Origin of the sequence: Gracilibacillus sp. HCP3S3_G5_2, assembly GCF_052063305.1 — a bacterium.
In the GTDB taxonomy this organism is placed as follows: domain Bacteria; phylum Bacillota; class Bacilli; order Bacillales; family Amphibacillaceae; genus Gracilibacillus.
Genome location: NZ_JBQHXU010000003.1, coordinates 87,475 through 101,741, shown reverse-complemented (window position 1 = coordinate 101,741; position 14,267 = coordinate 87,475). Strand labels below are relative to the sequence as shown.

Sequence of the window (14,267 nt, the reverse complement as noted above, 5' to 3'; positions counted from 1 at the left end):
GCTAAGATTATTCATTATTTATCCAAAACAACATAAGAATAAATCAGCTTAAAGATAAAAGCTGATGAGTGAGTTATAATTTTCGGATGATCAGTATAGAGCTGGATCTTAAAGCCTCACACTAAAACCTGACACAATATCGCGAATGATAGGATTTTTATTAGTTTAAGCATTTTTTGTTTTCTTCTACATGGAACAAACTGTTGATTTTTCTTTTTATTTTCTAGAAGATAATAAGTAGTTGATTGATAATTATTTATAGATATAATAAAATACAAATATTATTGAATTCTACCTAAGAAGACTTTTAGATATATTCTGTACTAGAAGTAACGATGGATAGAAGTGTGATAAACCCTTGTCAGATGGCAAGGGTTTTTACCGTAGGAGGAAGGAGGAAAAAGTGATGGTATCATCCGTATATATTCACATCCCTTTTTGTGAAAAAATTTGCCATTATTGTGATTTTACTAAGTTTTTTTATGAAGAAAAGATGGCAGATGATTATCTACTTGCATTAGAGAATGAAATAAAAACGAATATACAAAAACCAAAGAAGAAAATGAAAACCATTTTTGTCGGTGGAGGAACTCCCACTGCATTAAATAACAGGCAATTGACGAAATTAGTGAAGATGATTGATTTCTTTTTTGATGTAGATAGTGCAGAAGAATATACATTTGAAGCAAATCCTGGTGATTTAACACTGGAAAAAATTCGTATTTTAAAAGATCATGGTGTCAATCGAATTTCAATGGGGGTCCAAGTATTTGATGATGAAATGTTAGAGCAACTAGGTAGACTGCACCGGGTGAAAGATGTCTATCAAAATGTAAATGATTTAGTGAAGGTGGGAATTGACAATATTAGTATCGACTTAATGTACAGCCTGCCAAATCAGTCGATCGAGCATTTTGAAAACAATTTGAATGAGGCTTTACAATTTAACTTGCCACATTATTCCGCCTATTCATTACAGATCGAGCCTAAAACGATTTTTTATCAGCGTTATAAGAAAGGAACACTGACGAAGCCACCGGAAGAGATTGAAGCTGATATGTATGAATTACTGCGCACAAAAATGAAAGAAAAAGGTATTCAGCAGTATGAAATTAGTAATTTTGCTAAACCTGGTTTTAAAAGCAAGCATAATTTAACCTATTGGAACAATGATTATTATTATGGGTTTGGTGCCGGTTCTCATGGATATTTGCCAGGGCAACGGATTATAAATATTCGTCCATTTCCAACATATGTAGAAGCGGCAAAGACAACAGGGAAACCTGTGCTACACATAGAAAAAATTGGTCGCAAAGAACAAATTGAAGAAGAAATGTTTCTCGGACTAAGAAAGAGTGAAGGGGTATCGATTTCCCTTTTTGAAGAAAAATACCAAGTGACAATAGAAGAGTTGTACGAGGAAGAATTAGTCAACCTAGAGAATAGAGGTTGGATTGAACGTGATTCTTATTCCATAAAACTGACGGAGGAAGGAAAACCTTTTGGTAATGAAGTATTTCAATCCTTCTTGTTGGAGAAGGATTTATAAGATTTTGAGCAATTAGTTTAATTACCACTAACCCCAAAATTAATCAATGTTTCCTAATTGACATTTAGGGTGGGATTTGATAATTTATTAGTAGATTTAGCACTCGATGTTTCAGAGTGCTAACAGAGGTGATCATCGATGCTTACAGAAAGACAGATACAAGTTTTGCAGGTTATAATTGATGAATTCATCCATACGGCACAACCGATTGGATCGCGAGCTATTGCAAAAAAAGAGGATATAACTTATAGTCCTGCTACGATTCGGAATGAAATGGCAGACTTGGAAGAGATGGGCTTTATTGAGAAAACCCATACTTCCTCAGGACGTGTTCCTTCTGAGAAAGGATACCGTTTTTATGTTGATCATTTAATGTCACCATTTCGATTATCGCAGCAAGATATGAATATTATTCAAAAGGCTTTTGAAAGGAAAATGATCGAATTTGAAAAGGTAGTACAGAAATCAGCACGAATTTTATCTGATTTAACTAACTATACTTCGATTATCCTAGGGCCTGAAGTGTTTGAAACCACTTTAAAGCAAATTCAAATTATCAGTTTGTCTAAGCATACGGCAGTTGCAATACTTGTAACAAGTACGGGACATGTCGAACATCGATATTTTAATGTGCCGAAGACAATGCAAACTTCAGATTTAGAAAAACTGGTGAATATTTTAAATGATCGCTTAGTTGGTGTACCGATTATTCATCTTCAACAGAAGATGTATGGAGAAGTTGCACAACTTTTACAGCGTTATAGTTCGGATTTTGAAACGACATATGCTTATTTAAAAGAAGCTTTGTTAGAAAAACAACCTGTAAAGCTTTATATGGATGGAAAAACAAATATTATGTTGCAACCAGAGTTTAATGATATTCAGAAGATTCAATCTCTTTATTCCATAATGGAGAAGGAAGAGGAAATTGCGAACCTGCTTAGAACTTCTGGTAAAGGTATTAAAGTATCGATTGGACAGGAAAATCAGTTGGATGAGATGCAGGATTGTAGCTTGATTACCGCTACTTACTCATTAGGTGATGAACAACTTGGAACGATTGCTTTACTTGGACCAACAAGAATGGAGTATTCAAGAGTTGTATCGATATTGAATGTGTTATCAAAACAATTAACCCAAAAATTTAATTCGTGGTATTAATAAAAGAATGAAATCCGAAGTACCGTACTTTATTTTGGTGAGAGCATATAGCATGAATAGAACTGTCCACGCAAGCGCCAATAGCTAGGCGACTTCCTTATGTGTGCTTAGATAGCCATCTTTGATAGACAAACTCATCTGAAACTAGGTGGAAGGATTCTAAGCAGGCGCTTTGCGTTTTTATTTATTGTATGTAAAAAAATTTGATTATTTCGTCAAAGTATGTTTAGCTATACAATGGTTTTATTTAGGAGGTGACAGGAATGGAAGAAAAAGATGTACAACAAAAAGAACAAGAAGATGTAAAAGAAGAAGTAGTAGAAGATGCTGAACAGGAGCTTGTCACAGAAGAGGCTTCCAGTGAAACGGAGGAAGAGGTTGAAGTTATAAGCAAAGAGGAATTTGAAAAGCTTCAACAAGAAAAAAATGAATTACAAGATCACCTTCTTCGTGTGCAAGCAGAATACGATAACTTCAGAAAACGTACGAAAAAAGAAAAAGAAGCAGACCTGAAATATAAATCACAATCGGTAGTAACAGAGCTTTTACCGGTTTTAGATAATTTTGAACGAGCGCTTCAAGTGAAAATTGAAGATAAAGCTGCCAAAGGCGTTGTAGAAGGTCTGGAAATGGTCTACCGACAATTAAAGACAGTCCTGGAGAATGAGGGTGTTACGGAGATAGAAACAGACGGTCAAACATTTGACCCGAATATTCATCAGGCAGTTATGCAAGTGGAAGAAGAAGGTTACGAATCAAACCAGATTGTGGAAACATTGCAAAAAGGATATCAGTTAAAAGATCGAGTAATTAGACCAGCAATGGTAAAAGTAAATCAGTAATTACATATGTTGTGAAGGAGGATTTTGAAAATGGGAAAAATTATTGGTATTGACTTAGGTACAACTAACTCATGTGTGGCAGTAATGGAAGGTGGCGAATCAAAGGTAATTCCAAATCCTGAAGGTAACCGTACAACACCTTCTGTTGTTTCATTTAAAAATGGAGAACGTCAAATTGGTGAGGTAGCAAAACGTCAAGCTATTACAAACCCAAATACTATCCAATCCATTAAACGTCACATGGGTACAGATTATAAGGTGGAAATCGAAGGCAAAGAATATACGCCACAAGAAATTTCTGCGATTATATTACAGCATTTAAAATCTTACGCAGAAGATTATCTAGGAGATACTGTAGATAAAGCAGTTATTACTGTTCCTGCTTATTTCAATGATGCAGAGCGTCAAGCGACAAAAGATGCTGGTAAAATTGCGGGACTTGAAGTGGAGCGTATTATTAATGAGCCTACTGCAGCAGCGCTTGCTTATGGTATAGATAAAGCAGAAGAAGATCAAACAGTGCTTGTATATGACCTTGGCGGTGGTACATTTGACGTATCCATCCTAGATATTGGTGACGGGACGTTTGAAGTAGTGTCTACAGCAGGTGATAACCGTCTTGGTGGAGACGACTTTGACCAAGTGTTAATTGACTATATGGTTGAAGAATTTAAGAAAGAAAACGGAATTGACCTAGCACAGGATAAAATGGCACTACAACGTTTGAAAGATGCTGCGGAAAAAGCCAAGAAAGACCTTTCTGGTGTAGCACAGACACAAGTATCGCTTCCATTCATTACAGCAGGGGATGCTGGTCCATTACACTTAGAAATGAATATTACGCGTGCTAAATTTGATGAACTTTCTGCTGATCTAGTTGAAAGAACAATGGGACCAACTCGTCAAGCATTAAAAGATGCTGACCTTTCTGCAAGTGAAATTGATAAAGTATTGCTTGTCGGTGGTTCTACACGTATTCCAGCAGTACAAGAAGCAATTAAAAAAGAAATTGGAAAAGAGCCTTCTAAGGGTGTTAACCCAGATGAAGTGGTTGCACTTGGTGCAGCAATCCAAGGTGGAGTATTACAAGGCGATGTCAAAGACGTTGTATTATTAGACGTTACTCCGTTATCATTAGGTATCGAAACAATGGGTGGTGTAACGACAAAACTTATCGAGCGTAATACGACTATTCCTACAAGTGCGCAACAAGTGTTCTCAACTGCAGCTGATAATCAAACTGCTGTTGATATTCACGTACTACAAGGTGAACGTGAAATGGCACAAGATAACAAAACACTTGGTCGTTTCCAATTAACAGATATTCCACCTGCACCTCGTGGAGTACCTCAGATCGAAGTATCCTTTGATATTGATGCGAATGGTATTGTAAATGTACGAGCAAAAGATTTAGGTACAAATAAAGAGCAATCCATTACGATTAAATCTTCTTCGGGTCTTTCTGATGAAGAGGTAGAAAAAATGGTACAGGAAGCAGAAGAAAATGCTGAAGCAGATAAGAAACGCCGAGAAGAAGTAGAGCTTCGTAACCAAGCAGATCAATTGGTTTTCCAAACGGATAAAACATTGAAAGATCTAGGCGACAATGTTTCTGAGGAAGAAAAACAAAAAGCAGAAGCAGCAAAAGATGAATTGAAAAAAGCATTAGAAGATAATGATTTAGAGCAGATCAAAGCGAAAAAAGAAACATTAGAGCAAGAGGTTCAAGCTCTTTCTATGAAGCTTTATGAACAAGCACAACAACAAGCTCAGGCGAGTGGCGATGCTGCAGGTGCAGAAGGACAGCAAGCAGCAAACGATGACGTAGTAGATGCAGACTATGAAGAAGTAGACGATGAAGATAAAAAATAAACATTAATGCTTTATGAAAGTTTGGAAAGTCAAAGTCAGTAACACATGACTTTGGCTTTTTCCATGAGATAACCAATTTTAAGTTGAAGCATCGGGCAAGTATAACGTATTAATGTTTGCCTATCTTAATCAATCAATGTTATGATAATGTTTATGCAATTAACGAGCGGGAGTGTGATCAGTCAGTGAGTAAACGAGATTATTATGAAGTACTTGGTGTATCCAAAGATGCTTCTAAAGAAGAAATAAAAAAAGCATACCGTAAACTTGCAAGAAAATATCACCCAGATGTTAATAAAGAAGAAGGTACGGAGCAAAAATTTAAAGAGGTTAAAGAAGCTTACGAAGTGTTAGGTGACGATCAAAAAAGAGCACAATATGACCAGTTTGGTCATGCTGGCCCTCAAAGTCAAGGTGGATTTGGTGGCTTCGGAGGTGGAGAAGATTTTGGTGGGTTTGGTGATATCTTTGATATGTTCTTCGGTGGTGGTCGAAGAAGAGATCCAAATGCCCCTCGCCAAGGAAACGATCTACAATATTCCATGACATTAGATTTTGAAGATGCTATTTTTGGTAAAGAAACAGATATTCACATTCCGAAAGAGGAAGAATGTTCAACATGTCACGGATCTGGTGCAAAACCAGGTACAAAACCAGAAACATGTAGTCATTGTAATGGTAGTGGTCAGTTAAATGTTGAGCAAAACACACCATTTGGCAGAGTCGTCAATCGAAGAGTATGTCACCATTGTCAAGGTAGCGGTAAAATGATTAAAGATAAATGTACGACTTGCGGTGGTCAAGGAAAAGTGAAGACCCGTAAGAAGATTCATATTAACATACCTGCAGGAATTGATGATGGCCAGCAAATTCGTGTTGCAGGACAAGGTGAACCTGGTATTAATGGTGGGCCAGCCGGAGATTTATATGTTATTATTCAAGTCAAAGAGCATGAATTCTATCAGCGTGAAGGCGATCATATATACTGTGAGATGCCGATTACTTTTGCACAAGCAGCGCTTGGTGATGAAATTGAAGTACCAACTTTACACGGTAAGGTAAAACTTAAGGTTCCATCTGGCACACAAACTGGAAAAACATTTCGTTTGAAAGGGAAAGGTGCTCCTAATGTAAGAGGATACGGCCATGGTGATCAACATATCAAAATCCGTGTGATTACACCGACTAACCTAACTGAGCGACAGAAGGAATTATTAAGAGAATTCAATGAAATTAGTGGTAACCAGCCGACCGACGAACATGAAAATTCTTTTTTTCAGCGAGTAAAGCGAGCGTTCAAAGGAGAATAAGTAATACGTCTATGAAAATTTTAATAAAGTGAGTTGATCTGCGTGAAGTGGACAGAGCTGTGTATCTATACGACAAACGAAGCAATTGAGCCTATTTCGAACATTATTCATGAAGCAGGTGCCAGTGGTGTCGTAATTGAAGATCGACAGGATTTAGAAAAGGATTGGGAAAGCATTTACGGAGAAATCTATGATCTGAATCCTGACGATTATCCAGAAGAAGGAGTCCGTTTGAAGGCATATCTCCCTGTTAATAGTTTCTTAGGTGAAACGGTCTCTGAGATTAAGCAAGCAATTAATAATTTACTTTTATATGATATTGATATAGGTTTGAATAAGATCACACTGAGCGAAGTAAATGAAGAGGATTGGGCAACTGCTTGGAAAAAATACTATAAACCTGCTAAAATTTCAGAGCGTGTGACGATAACACCAACCTGGGAAGATTACCAGCCTGTCTCTACAGATGAACTCATTATAGAGTTAGATCCAGGTATGGCATTTGGCACAGGTACACATCCTACTACAGTTTTAAGTATACAAGCACTTGAAAGATACATTGAAAAAGGTGACACTGTACTTGATGTTGGCTGTGGCTCGGGTGTCTTAAGTGTTGCTTCCATACTATTAGGTGCAGAACGTGTTTTTGCCTATGATTTAGATGAAGTTGCGATTCAAAGTACCAAATTGAACGTAAAAGTAAATAAAGTGGATAACTACGTAAAAGTGAAGCAGAATAATTTATTAGAGAATGTAGAGGAAGAAGCTGATATTATTGTAGCGAATATATTGGCAGAGATAATTTTACGCTTTGAAAAAGATGCTTTCACAAGGTTAAAACCGGGTGGATTATTTATTACTTCTGGAATTATTCAAAAGAAAAAGCTGGACGTTAAAGAAGGATTAGAAAATGCAGGATTTGAAATAATAGAAATTAACCAGATGGAAGACTGGATTTCGATTATAGCCCAAAAACCTAAAGAAAGTAGGTAACGGGATGCAACGATATTTTATAGAAAAAGCTAATTGGCTTGATGATAGAATACAAGTTACTGGTGATGATTTTCACCATATTGTCCATGTAATGCGTATGACCGAAGAAAATCGATTTATTGCTAATCGTCATGATGGACAGTCAGCGATAGCTCGTATTAAAATCATTCAAGATGATAGGTTGGAAGCTATAGTGGAGGAGTGGCTTCAAGAACAATCGGAGTCGCCCATTGACATTACGATTGCACAAGGGTTGCCAAAAGGAGATAAATGGGAGCTGATCCTTCAAAAAGGAACGGAACTCGGAGCTTCTCATTTTATCCCTTTTCAGGCTGCTCGCTCTGTTGTAAAATGGGATCAAAAAAAATTGAAAAAAAAGTTGCCTAGATGGCAAAAAATTGTGAAAGAGGCAAGTGAACAGTCGCACCGCACAAAAATACCAGAGGTTTATTCGGTTACCACCATAAAAGAATTAGTCCATAATAGTAAATGCTATGATTGGAAATTTTTTGCTTACGAAGAAACTACACGTAATGACCAATCATTGAGATTACATAACTATTTTTCACCAATTGAGAATAGCCAATCGGTATTGATCTGTATCGGTCCAGAAGGCGGATTTAGTGAGAATGAAGCAGTAGAATTAAAGAATGCAGGCTTTCAAGCGATTCGACTCGGACCAAGAATATTACGTACAGAAACTGCACCTTTATACGTGCTTTCTAGCTTATCTTACTACTTTGAAGAAATGAGGTGATGAAATGCCAACAGTGGCTTTTCATACATTAGGCTGTAAAGTAAACCATTATGAAACAGAAGGAATTTGGCAAAAATTCAAAAACGAAGGTTACGAGCGTGTGGATTTTGACCATCATGCTGACGTTTATGTAATTAATACATGTACGGTTACAAATACTGGTGATAAAAAAAGTCGACAGGTTATTCGTCGTGCAATTCGCAGTAATCCGGAGGCTGTTGTATGTGTAACTGGTTGTTATGCTCAAACATCCCCTGGAGAAATAATGGAGATTCCAGGAGTTGATATTGTTGTCGGTACACAAGACCGTGGTAAAATGATTCAATATATTGAAGAACATCAAGAGCACCGTCAACCAATTAATGGTGTTTCTAATATTATGAAAAACCGTGTATTTGAAGAAATGGATGTTCCGCAATTTTCCGATCGTACACGTGCATCTTTAAAAATTCAGGAAGGCTGTAATAACTTTTGTACATTTTGTATTATCCCTTGGTCCCGAGGGTTACTACGCTCAAGAGAGCCAGAAAATGTTTTGAAACAAGCTCAACAATTAGTAGATGCAGGCTATAAAGAAATTGTCTTAACTGGTATTCATACAGCAGGATATGGCGAAGACATGAAAGATTATAACTTTGCACAGCTATTACGGGACCTTGAGTCAAAAGTGGATGGTCTGAAACGTATTCGTATCTCCTCCATTGAAGCTAGTCAAATTACTGATGAAGTGATTGAAGTATTGGATGCTTCGGAGAAAGTTGTACCACATCTACATATTCCGCTACAATCTGGTTCGGATACTGTTTTGGAGAGGATGCGTCGGAAGTATACGACTGAATTTTATAAAAACCGTGTGGCGAAAATTCAAAATGCTTTACCGCATTTGGCGATAACGTCTGATGTCATTGTCGGATTTCCAGGGGAAACGGAAGAAGAGTTTCAAGAAACGAAAAACTTTGTCAAAGAAATAGGATATTCTGAATTACACGTTTTCCCATTCTCTCGAAGAACTGGAACTCCGGCAGCACGTATGGATAACCAAGTAGAGGAAGAAGTGAAACATCGACGTGTGCAAGAATTAATTGACCAATCTAATGAACAAGCACTAGCATATGCTAAAGCTTATGAAGATGAAGTAGTGGAAGTTATTCCTGAAGAAACTTTTGATGACAACCAACCAAATTTACTTGTTGGGTATTCTGATAATTATTTGAAGGTGAAATTTGAAGGAACGAAAGATATGATCGGAGAAATCGTTCGGGTCAAAATCACTAAGGCAGGCTATCCATACAACGAAGGTCAATTTGTCCGAATCATGGACGACACCGCATTATCAATTTAAGATGAAAACCATAGCAGAAATTCTGTTATGGTTTTTCTTCATAAACCTCGACTATTTTTGCAATCTGAACAAAGTTAAAAGAATGCTATTTTAAAGTGGAATTTCATTGGTTAAAAGTTTGTATATATAGATAATCATAGTGAATTTTGACTTTGGATATTTAATAAATAACGAAAGCTGTGCAAGCTGAATGGTTGGTATCGTAACTTGTTTTTTCTAGTTAAAACGGTTGACCATTATTCACTGGTATATTATAATTGCAAAGAGACATATGTATATGCATATGTTGGATTAATTTTGTTGTTATGCTTCGGAGGGAGGGAAATTAGCATGTCTAACACAACTCGCGTTCGTAAAAACGAGTCACTTGAAGATGCTCTTCGTCGCTTTAAACGTAGTGTATCAAAATCTGGTACATTATCTGAATACCGTAAGCGTGAATTTTATGAGAAACCTAGTGTTCGCCGTAAGAAAAAATCGGAGGCTGCTAGAAAGCGTAAATTTTAAAGAGGGTGTAATGAAATAATGGCAATCGTTGAACTTTTGAACCAGGATATGAAACAGGCGATGAAGAACAAAGATAAAGTTAAATTAGGTGTAATTCGAATGGTCAAAGCATCGATGCAAAATGAAGCCATTAAATTACAGAAAAATGCATTGTCTGAAGAAGAAGAATTAACGGTTTTAGCTAGAGAGTTAAAACAAAGAAAAGATTCCCTCCACGAATTTAAAGAAGCTGGACGCGAAGATCTTGTAAGCAAATTAGAAGATGAAATTAAAATAATACAAGCTTATATGCCTGAACAACTGTCTGATGAAGAATTAGAGAAAATCGTTGTTCAGACGATCGAAGAAGTTCAAGCTCAATCAAAAAAAGATATGGGAAAAGTAATGAGTGCGCTTATGCCTAAAGTAAAAGGTAAAGCGGAAGGATCTAGAGTGAATCAATTGGTTCAAAAGAATTTATCATAAACGAACATAATGAATTCATTCACAATAAGGCCCTTGGCTTAGTCAATAAGCCAGGGGCCATTTTAATAAGTATAGAAAATTTAAAACGGGATAGTCTAACTTCGAACACCAGCAAGGTGTAGGGGATATCCGCTTTCAACGATTTGCACAAAGTAGCATATACTGCTACTTATATAGTGCTTGCTTGATAAAATAGTAGTAAGCCAATCATTGCATTAAGCAAGTGTAGATAAATTATCATAGCGAAATACTTTTCCATGCTTATATAAGTATGATAAACTGAAGGCGTTGACATAATATTTTGTTTTATGAATGAAACTTTTTATACATAATAATCGTATATGTTTGTATATGTCTAAGTACTTGTGAAGGGAGGTCGGGATTTGAAAAAGTACGTAGCGTTATTGTTGCTTTCCATTTCAATTGTAGTAGCAATAATTTCTCTTACCACTGATTTCCAGACTCAGGTTTTTGCTGAAGAGAACGGCGAAGGTAAATTGGTATACATTATTCCAATAGAGAACGAGGTAGAACGGGGTTTAGAAGCCTTTATAAGAAGGACAACAACCGAGGCAACCGAGGCTAATGCAGATCACATTATTTTTGAAATCAATACTCCAGGCGGTAGAGTGGATGCTGCTGAGTACATTGGCGAAATATTACAGGATCTTGAGATTGAGACCACTTCTTTTATTACAGTCAGAGCACTTTCTGCAGGGTCTTATATTGCTCTCAATACTGATAATATTTACATGAAGCCCCAAACAAGTATGGGAGCAAGTGGTGTGATTAATGCTGATGGTACTGCTGCAGATCAAAAGGCACAATCTGCATGGATTGCAAGCATGAGAGGAGCAGCTAGCTCTAAAGGCCGAGATCCTTTATATGCGGAAGCAATGGCTAACGCAGAGCTTGATTTACCAGAATATGGTGCACCAGAAGGTGAATTCTTAACATTAGATGCCAATTATGCAGTGGAAGTTGACTATGCTCAAGGAATTGTAAGTCATCGCACAGAGCTTCTAAATGAATTGTCGTTATCAAATGCAGAAATTGTTGAAAACGAACCAACTGCTGCAGAAGGATTAGCAAGATTTTTGACTAATCCTGTGGTAGTACCAATATTATTATCGTTAGCGAGTATTGGTTTAATTGTTGAATTATATTCACCTGGTTTTGGTATTCCAGGTTCAATCGGAATAGCTTCATTAGTGTTATATTTTTATGGGCATATCGTTGCTGGTTTAGCAGGCTATGAAGCCATTATACTACTGATACTTGGTATTGTTCTAATTGTTATTGAAATATTTGCCCCCGGAGGTATTCTCGGCTTCATTGGGATTGGTGCGATAGTGGGGGCATTATTTATGTCATCGAATGATCCTGGTCATATGGCCATGAGTATAGCTATCGCACTAATTGCAAGCATTATTGTAGCAGTTGTTTTGTTCAAAACAATTGGTTTAGAAAAAGGAGTCTTTCGCCATGTCATTTTACAAGATTCTACAGCCACTGAACAAGGTTATGTTTCTTCTGTTAATCGTTCAGAATTAGTTGGGAAAGAGGGAATAGCTGTTACGCCACTTAGACCATCAGGAGCAGCTGAATTTGAAGGTGAAAGACTAGATGTAGTGTCAGAGGGTGCATTTATTGACGTGGGCAGCCCAATAAAAATTATAAAAGTTGAAGGATCACGTCATGTAGTGAGAAAATTATAAATACAAAATAATTAGGAGGATGTAGTATGTCATCAGAATTAGAATTCATTTTGCCAATAATCTTTATTGGTCTCATTGTAATTGCGGTTGCAATTCTCTTTACTTTTATCCCAGTAATGCTATGGATTAGTGCTCTTGCAGCAGGTGTAAAAGTAAGTATCTTTACATTAGTTGGGATGCGTTTAAGAAGGGTTGTACCTTCACGTGTTATTAACCCGTTAATTAAAGCTCATAAAGCAGGATTGGATGTTACTACTAATCAGTTAGAGAGTCATTTTTTAGCTGGTGGTAATGTAGATCGCGTTGTAAATGCGTTAATTGCTGCGCAACGAGCAAATATTGAGCTAAGCTTTGAACGCTGTGCTGCGATTGATTTAGCTGGCCGTGATGTACTTGAAGCAGTACAGATGAGTGTTAATCCAAAAGTAATTGAAACTCCTTTTATTGCGGGTATTTCAATGGATGGTATTGAAGTGAAGGCGAAAGCCCGTATTACAGTAAGAGCCAATATTGATCGCCTTGTTGGTGGTGCTGGTGAAGATACTGTAATTGCCCGTGTTGGGGAAGGAGTCGTAAGTACAATTGGTAGTGCCAAAAACCATAAAGAAGTTTTAGAGAATCCTGACTCTATTTCTCATAACGTATTAAATCGTGGACTAGATGCGGGTACTGCATTTGAAATTCTATCGATTGATATTGCCGACGTAGATATCGGTAAAAACATTGGAGCAATATTACAAACAGATCAGGCAGAAGCAGACAAAAACATTGCACAAGCGAAAGCAGAAGAACGTCGAGCAATGGCCGTTGCACAAGAGCAAGAAATGGTTGCGAAAGTTCAAGAGATGCGCGCGAAAGTGGTCGAAGCAGAAGCAGAAGTACCACAAGCCCTTGCCGAGGCATTACGTTCTGGAAACATGGGTGTGATGGATTATATGAATTATAAGAATATTGATGCTGATACAGATATGCGTGATTCTATTGGGAAATTAACAGAAACAGACAATGATGATGAGGATGACTTTAACAAGTAACAATCCTCATAGGGACTTTTAAGTATATCAAGGAAAAGTGTCTGACATCTCAGAACTACTAGCGGATATTTATTATACACGCGAATTAATTCCTTGAATAGTTCCTGAAAGGAAGATGTAAATTGAATGATTTGCTAAGTTTTATTGTTCCGATACTAGCCATTTTGTTTTGGGTTTTCGGTCTATCCAAGTCTAAAGAACAGCAGCAAGACCAACAAAGGCCATCCAGTCCGCCAAGAGTGGATCAACAAACAACTAGTCATACTCAACAACAAAAAAACGATACTGCCCGGCCTGAGCCTGATTACCAAAGCATCGAATCAACTATAGAATCTGCAGGACAGACATTTGCTCAACAGAAAGAAAAGCAAATGGAAAAGTTGAAGGAAAAAATTCAACAGGCTGAGAATATACGGGATAAAACGCGAGATCAAGAGCTTGGTATACATGATGCCATAAAAGATGGGCCAAAGCCAAAATTACAGCGTAAAAGTAATGCGAAAGAACTTTCATTATCTGTTGAAAAAAACTTAACGTCAAAAGGAATCGCACAAGGAATATTCATGTCGGAAGTGCTTGGACCACCACGCGCTTATCAAAAAAGAAAATACTATCGGAATTACCGATAACCTTAAGTCGAATGGGAAAACCCATTCGACTTTTTTCTTTTCTCTCGGTTTTCCATCGATATATGAAAAATTAGTTTTCGGTGGAGCT

General features: G+C 37.1%; 13 protein-coding genes. All 13 read left to right on the top strand.

Going from position 1 to position 14,267, the window contains the following annotated elements; translation table 11 throughout:
• The first annotated feature begins 406 nt into the window (after nt 1-406).
• The 13 genes from hemW to ACTNEP_RS05445 all read left to right on the top strand — a co-directional run bounded on the left by hemW (nt 407) and on the right by ACTNEP_RS05445 (nt 14,179).
• The gene (gene hemW / locus ACTNEP_RS05505) at nt 407-1,549 is read left to right on the top strand and encodes a radical SAM family heme chaperone HemW (protein ID WP_441160719.1); all 1,143 of its coding nucleotides are present in this window, start codon (nt 407-409) and stop codon (nt 1,547-1,549) included.
• Nucleotides 1,550-1,687: 138 nt separating this feature from the next.
• Nucleotides 1,688-2,710, top strand: coding sequence for a heat-inducible transcriptional repressor HrcA (gene hrcA / locus ACTNEP_RS05500; protein ID WP_441160718.1), 1,023 nt, complete (start codon nt 1,688-1,690; stop codon nt 2,708-2,710).
• A 263-nt stretch (nt 2,711-2,973) separates the two neighbouring features.
• Complete coding sequence (gene grpE / locus ACTNEP_RS05495) at nt 2,974-3,552, top strand: nucleotide exchange factor GrpE (RefSeq protein WP_441160716.1); 579 nt, start codon at nt 2,974-2,976, stop codon at nt 3,550-3,552.
• Between the two features lie 30 nt (nt 3,553-3,582).
• Nucleotides 3,583-5,424, top strand: coding sequence for a molecular chaperone DnaK (gene dnaK / locus ACTNEP_RS05490; protein WP_441160715.1), 1,842 nt, complete (start codon nt 3,583-3,585; stop codon nt 5,422-5,424).
• Between the two features lie 185 nt (nt 5,425-5,609).
• Nucleotides 5,610-6,734 carry a molecular chaperone DnaJ gene (gene dnaJ / locus ACTNEP_RS05485; protein WP_441160714.1) on the top strand — a complete coding sequence of 375 codons (1,125 nt, stop codon included), beginning with the start codon at nt 5,610-5,612 and terminating at the stop codon, nt 6,732-6,734.
• Between the two features lie 42 nt (nt 6,735-6,776).
• Nucleotides 6,777-7,727 carry a 50S ribosomal protein L11 methyltransferase gene (prmA, locus tag ACTNEP_RS05480; protein WP_441160713.1) on the top strand — a complete coding sequence of 317 codons (951 nt, stop codon included), beginning with the start codon at nt 6,777-6,779 and terminating at the stop codon, nt 7,725-7,727.
• Nucleotides 7,728-7,731: 4 nt separating this feature from the next.
• On the top strand, nt 7,732-8,484 hold the full coding sequence (locus ACTNEP_RS05475; RefSeq protein ID WP_441160712.1) for a 16S rRNA (uracil(1498)-N(3))-methyltransferase: 753 nt from the start codon (nt 7,732-7,734) through the stop codon (nt 8,482-8,484).
• A 4-nt stretch (nt 8,485-8,488) separates the two neighbouring features.
• Complete coding sequence (gene mtaB / locus ACTNEP_RS05470) at nt 8,489-9,826, top strand: tRNA (N(6)-L-threonylcarbamoyladenosine(37)-C(2))-methylthiotransferase MtaB (RefSeq protein WP_441160711.1); 1,338 nt, start codon at nt 8,489-8,491, stop codon at nt 9,824-9,826.
• 330 nt (nt 9,827-10,156) lie between these two features.
• Complete coding sequence (gene rpsU, locus ACTNEP_RS05465) at nt 10,157-10,333, top strand: 30S ribosomal protein S21 (RefSeq protein ID WP_018931586.1); 177 nt, start codon at nt 10,157-10,159, stop codon at nt 10,331-10,333.
• Nucleotides 10,334-10,351: 18 nt separating this feature from the next.
• Entirely contained in the window at nt 10,352-10,798 is a 447-nt protein-coding gene (locus ACTNEP_RS05460; RefSeq protein WP_441160710.1) for a GatB/YqeY domain-containing protein, read from the top strand.
• A gap of 383 nt (nt 10,799-11,181) precedes the next feature.
• Nucleotides 11,182-12,516: an NfeD family protein gene (locus ACTNEP_RS05455; RefSeq protein WP_441160709.1), complete on the top strand. Its 1,335-nt coding sequence runs from the start codon at nt 11,182-11,184 to the stop codon at nt 12,514-12,516.
• Nucleotides 12,517-12,542: 26 nt separating this feature from the next.
• On the top strand, nt 12,543-13,550 hold the full coding sequence (gene floA, locus ACTNEP_RS05450) for a flotillin-like protein FloA (protein ID WP_441160708.1): 1,008 nt from the start codon (nt 12,543-12,545) through the stop codon (nt 13,548-13,550).
• A gap of 122 nt (nt 13,551-13,672) precedes the next feature.
• Nucleotides 13,673-14,179 carry a hypothetical protein gene (locus ACTNEP_RS05445; protein WP_441160707.1) on the top strand — a complete coding sequence of 169 codons (507 nt, stop codon included), beginning with the start codon at nt 13,673-13,675 and terminating at the stop codon, nt 14,177-14,179.
• Nucleotides 14,180-14,267: the final 88 nt, after the last annotated feature.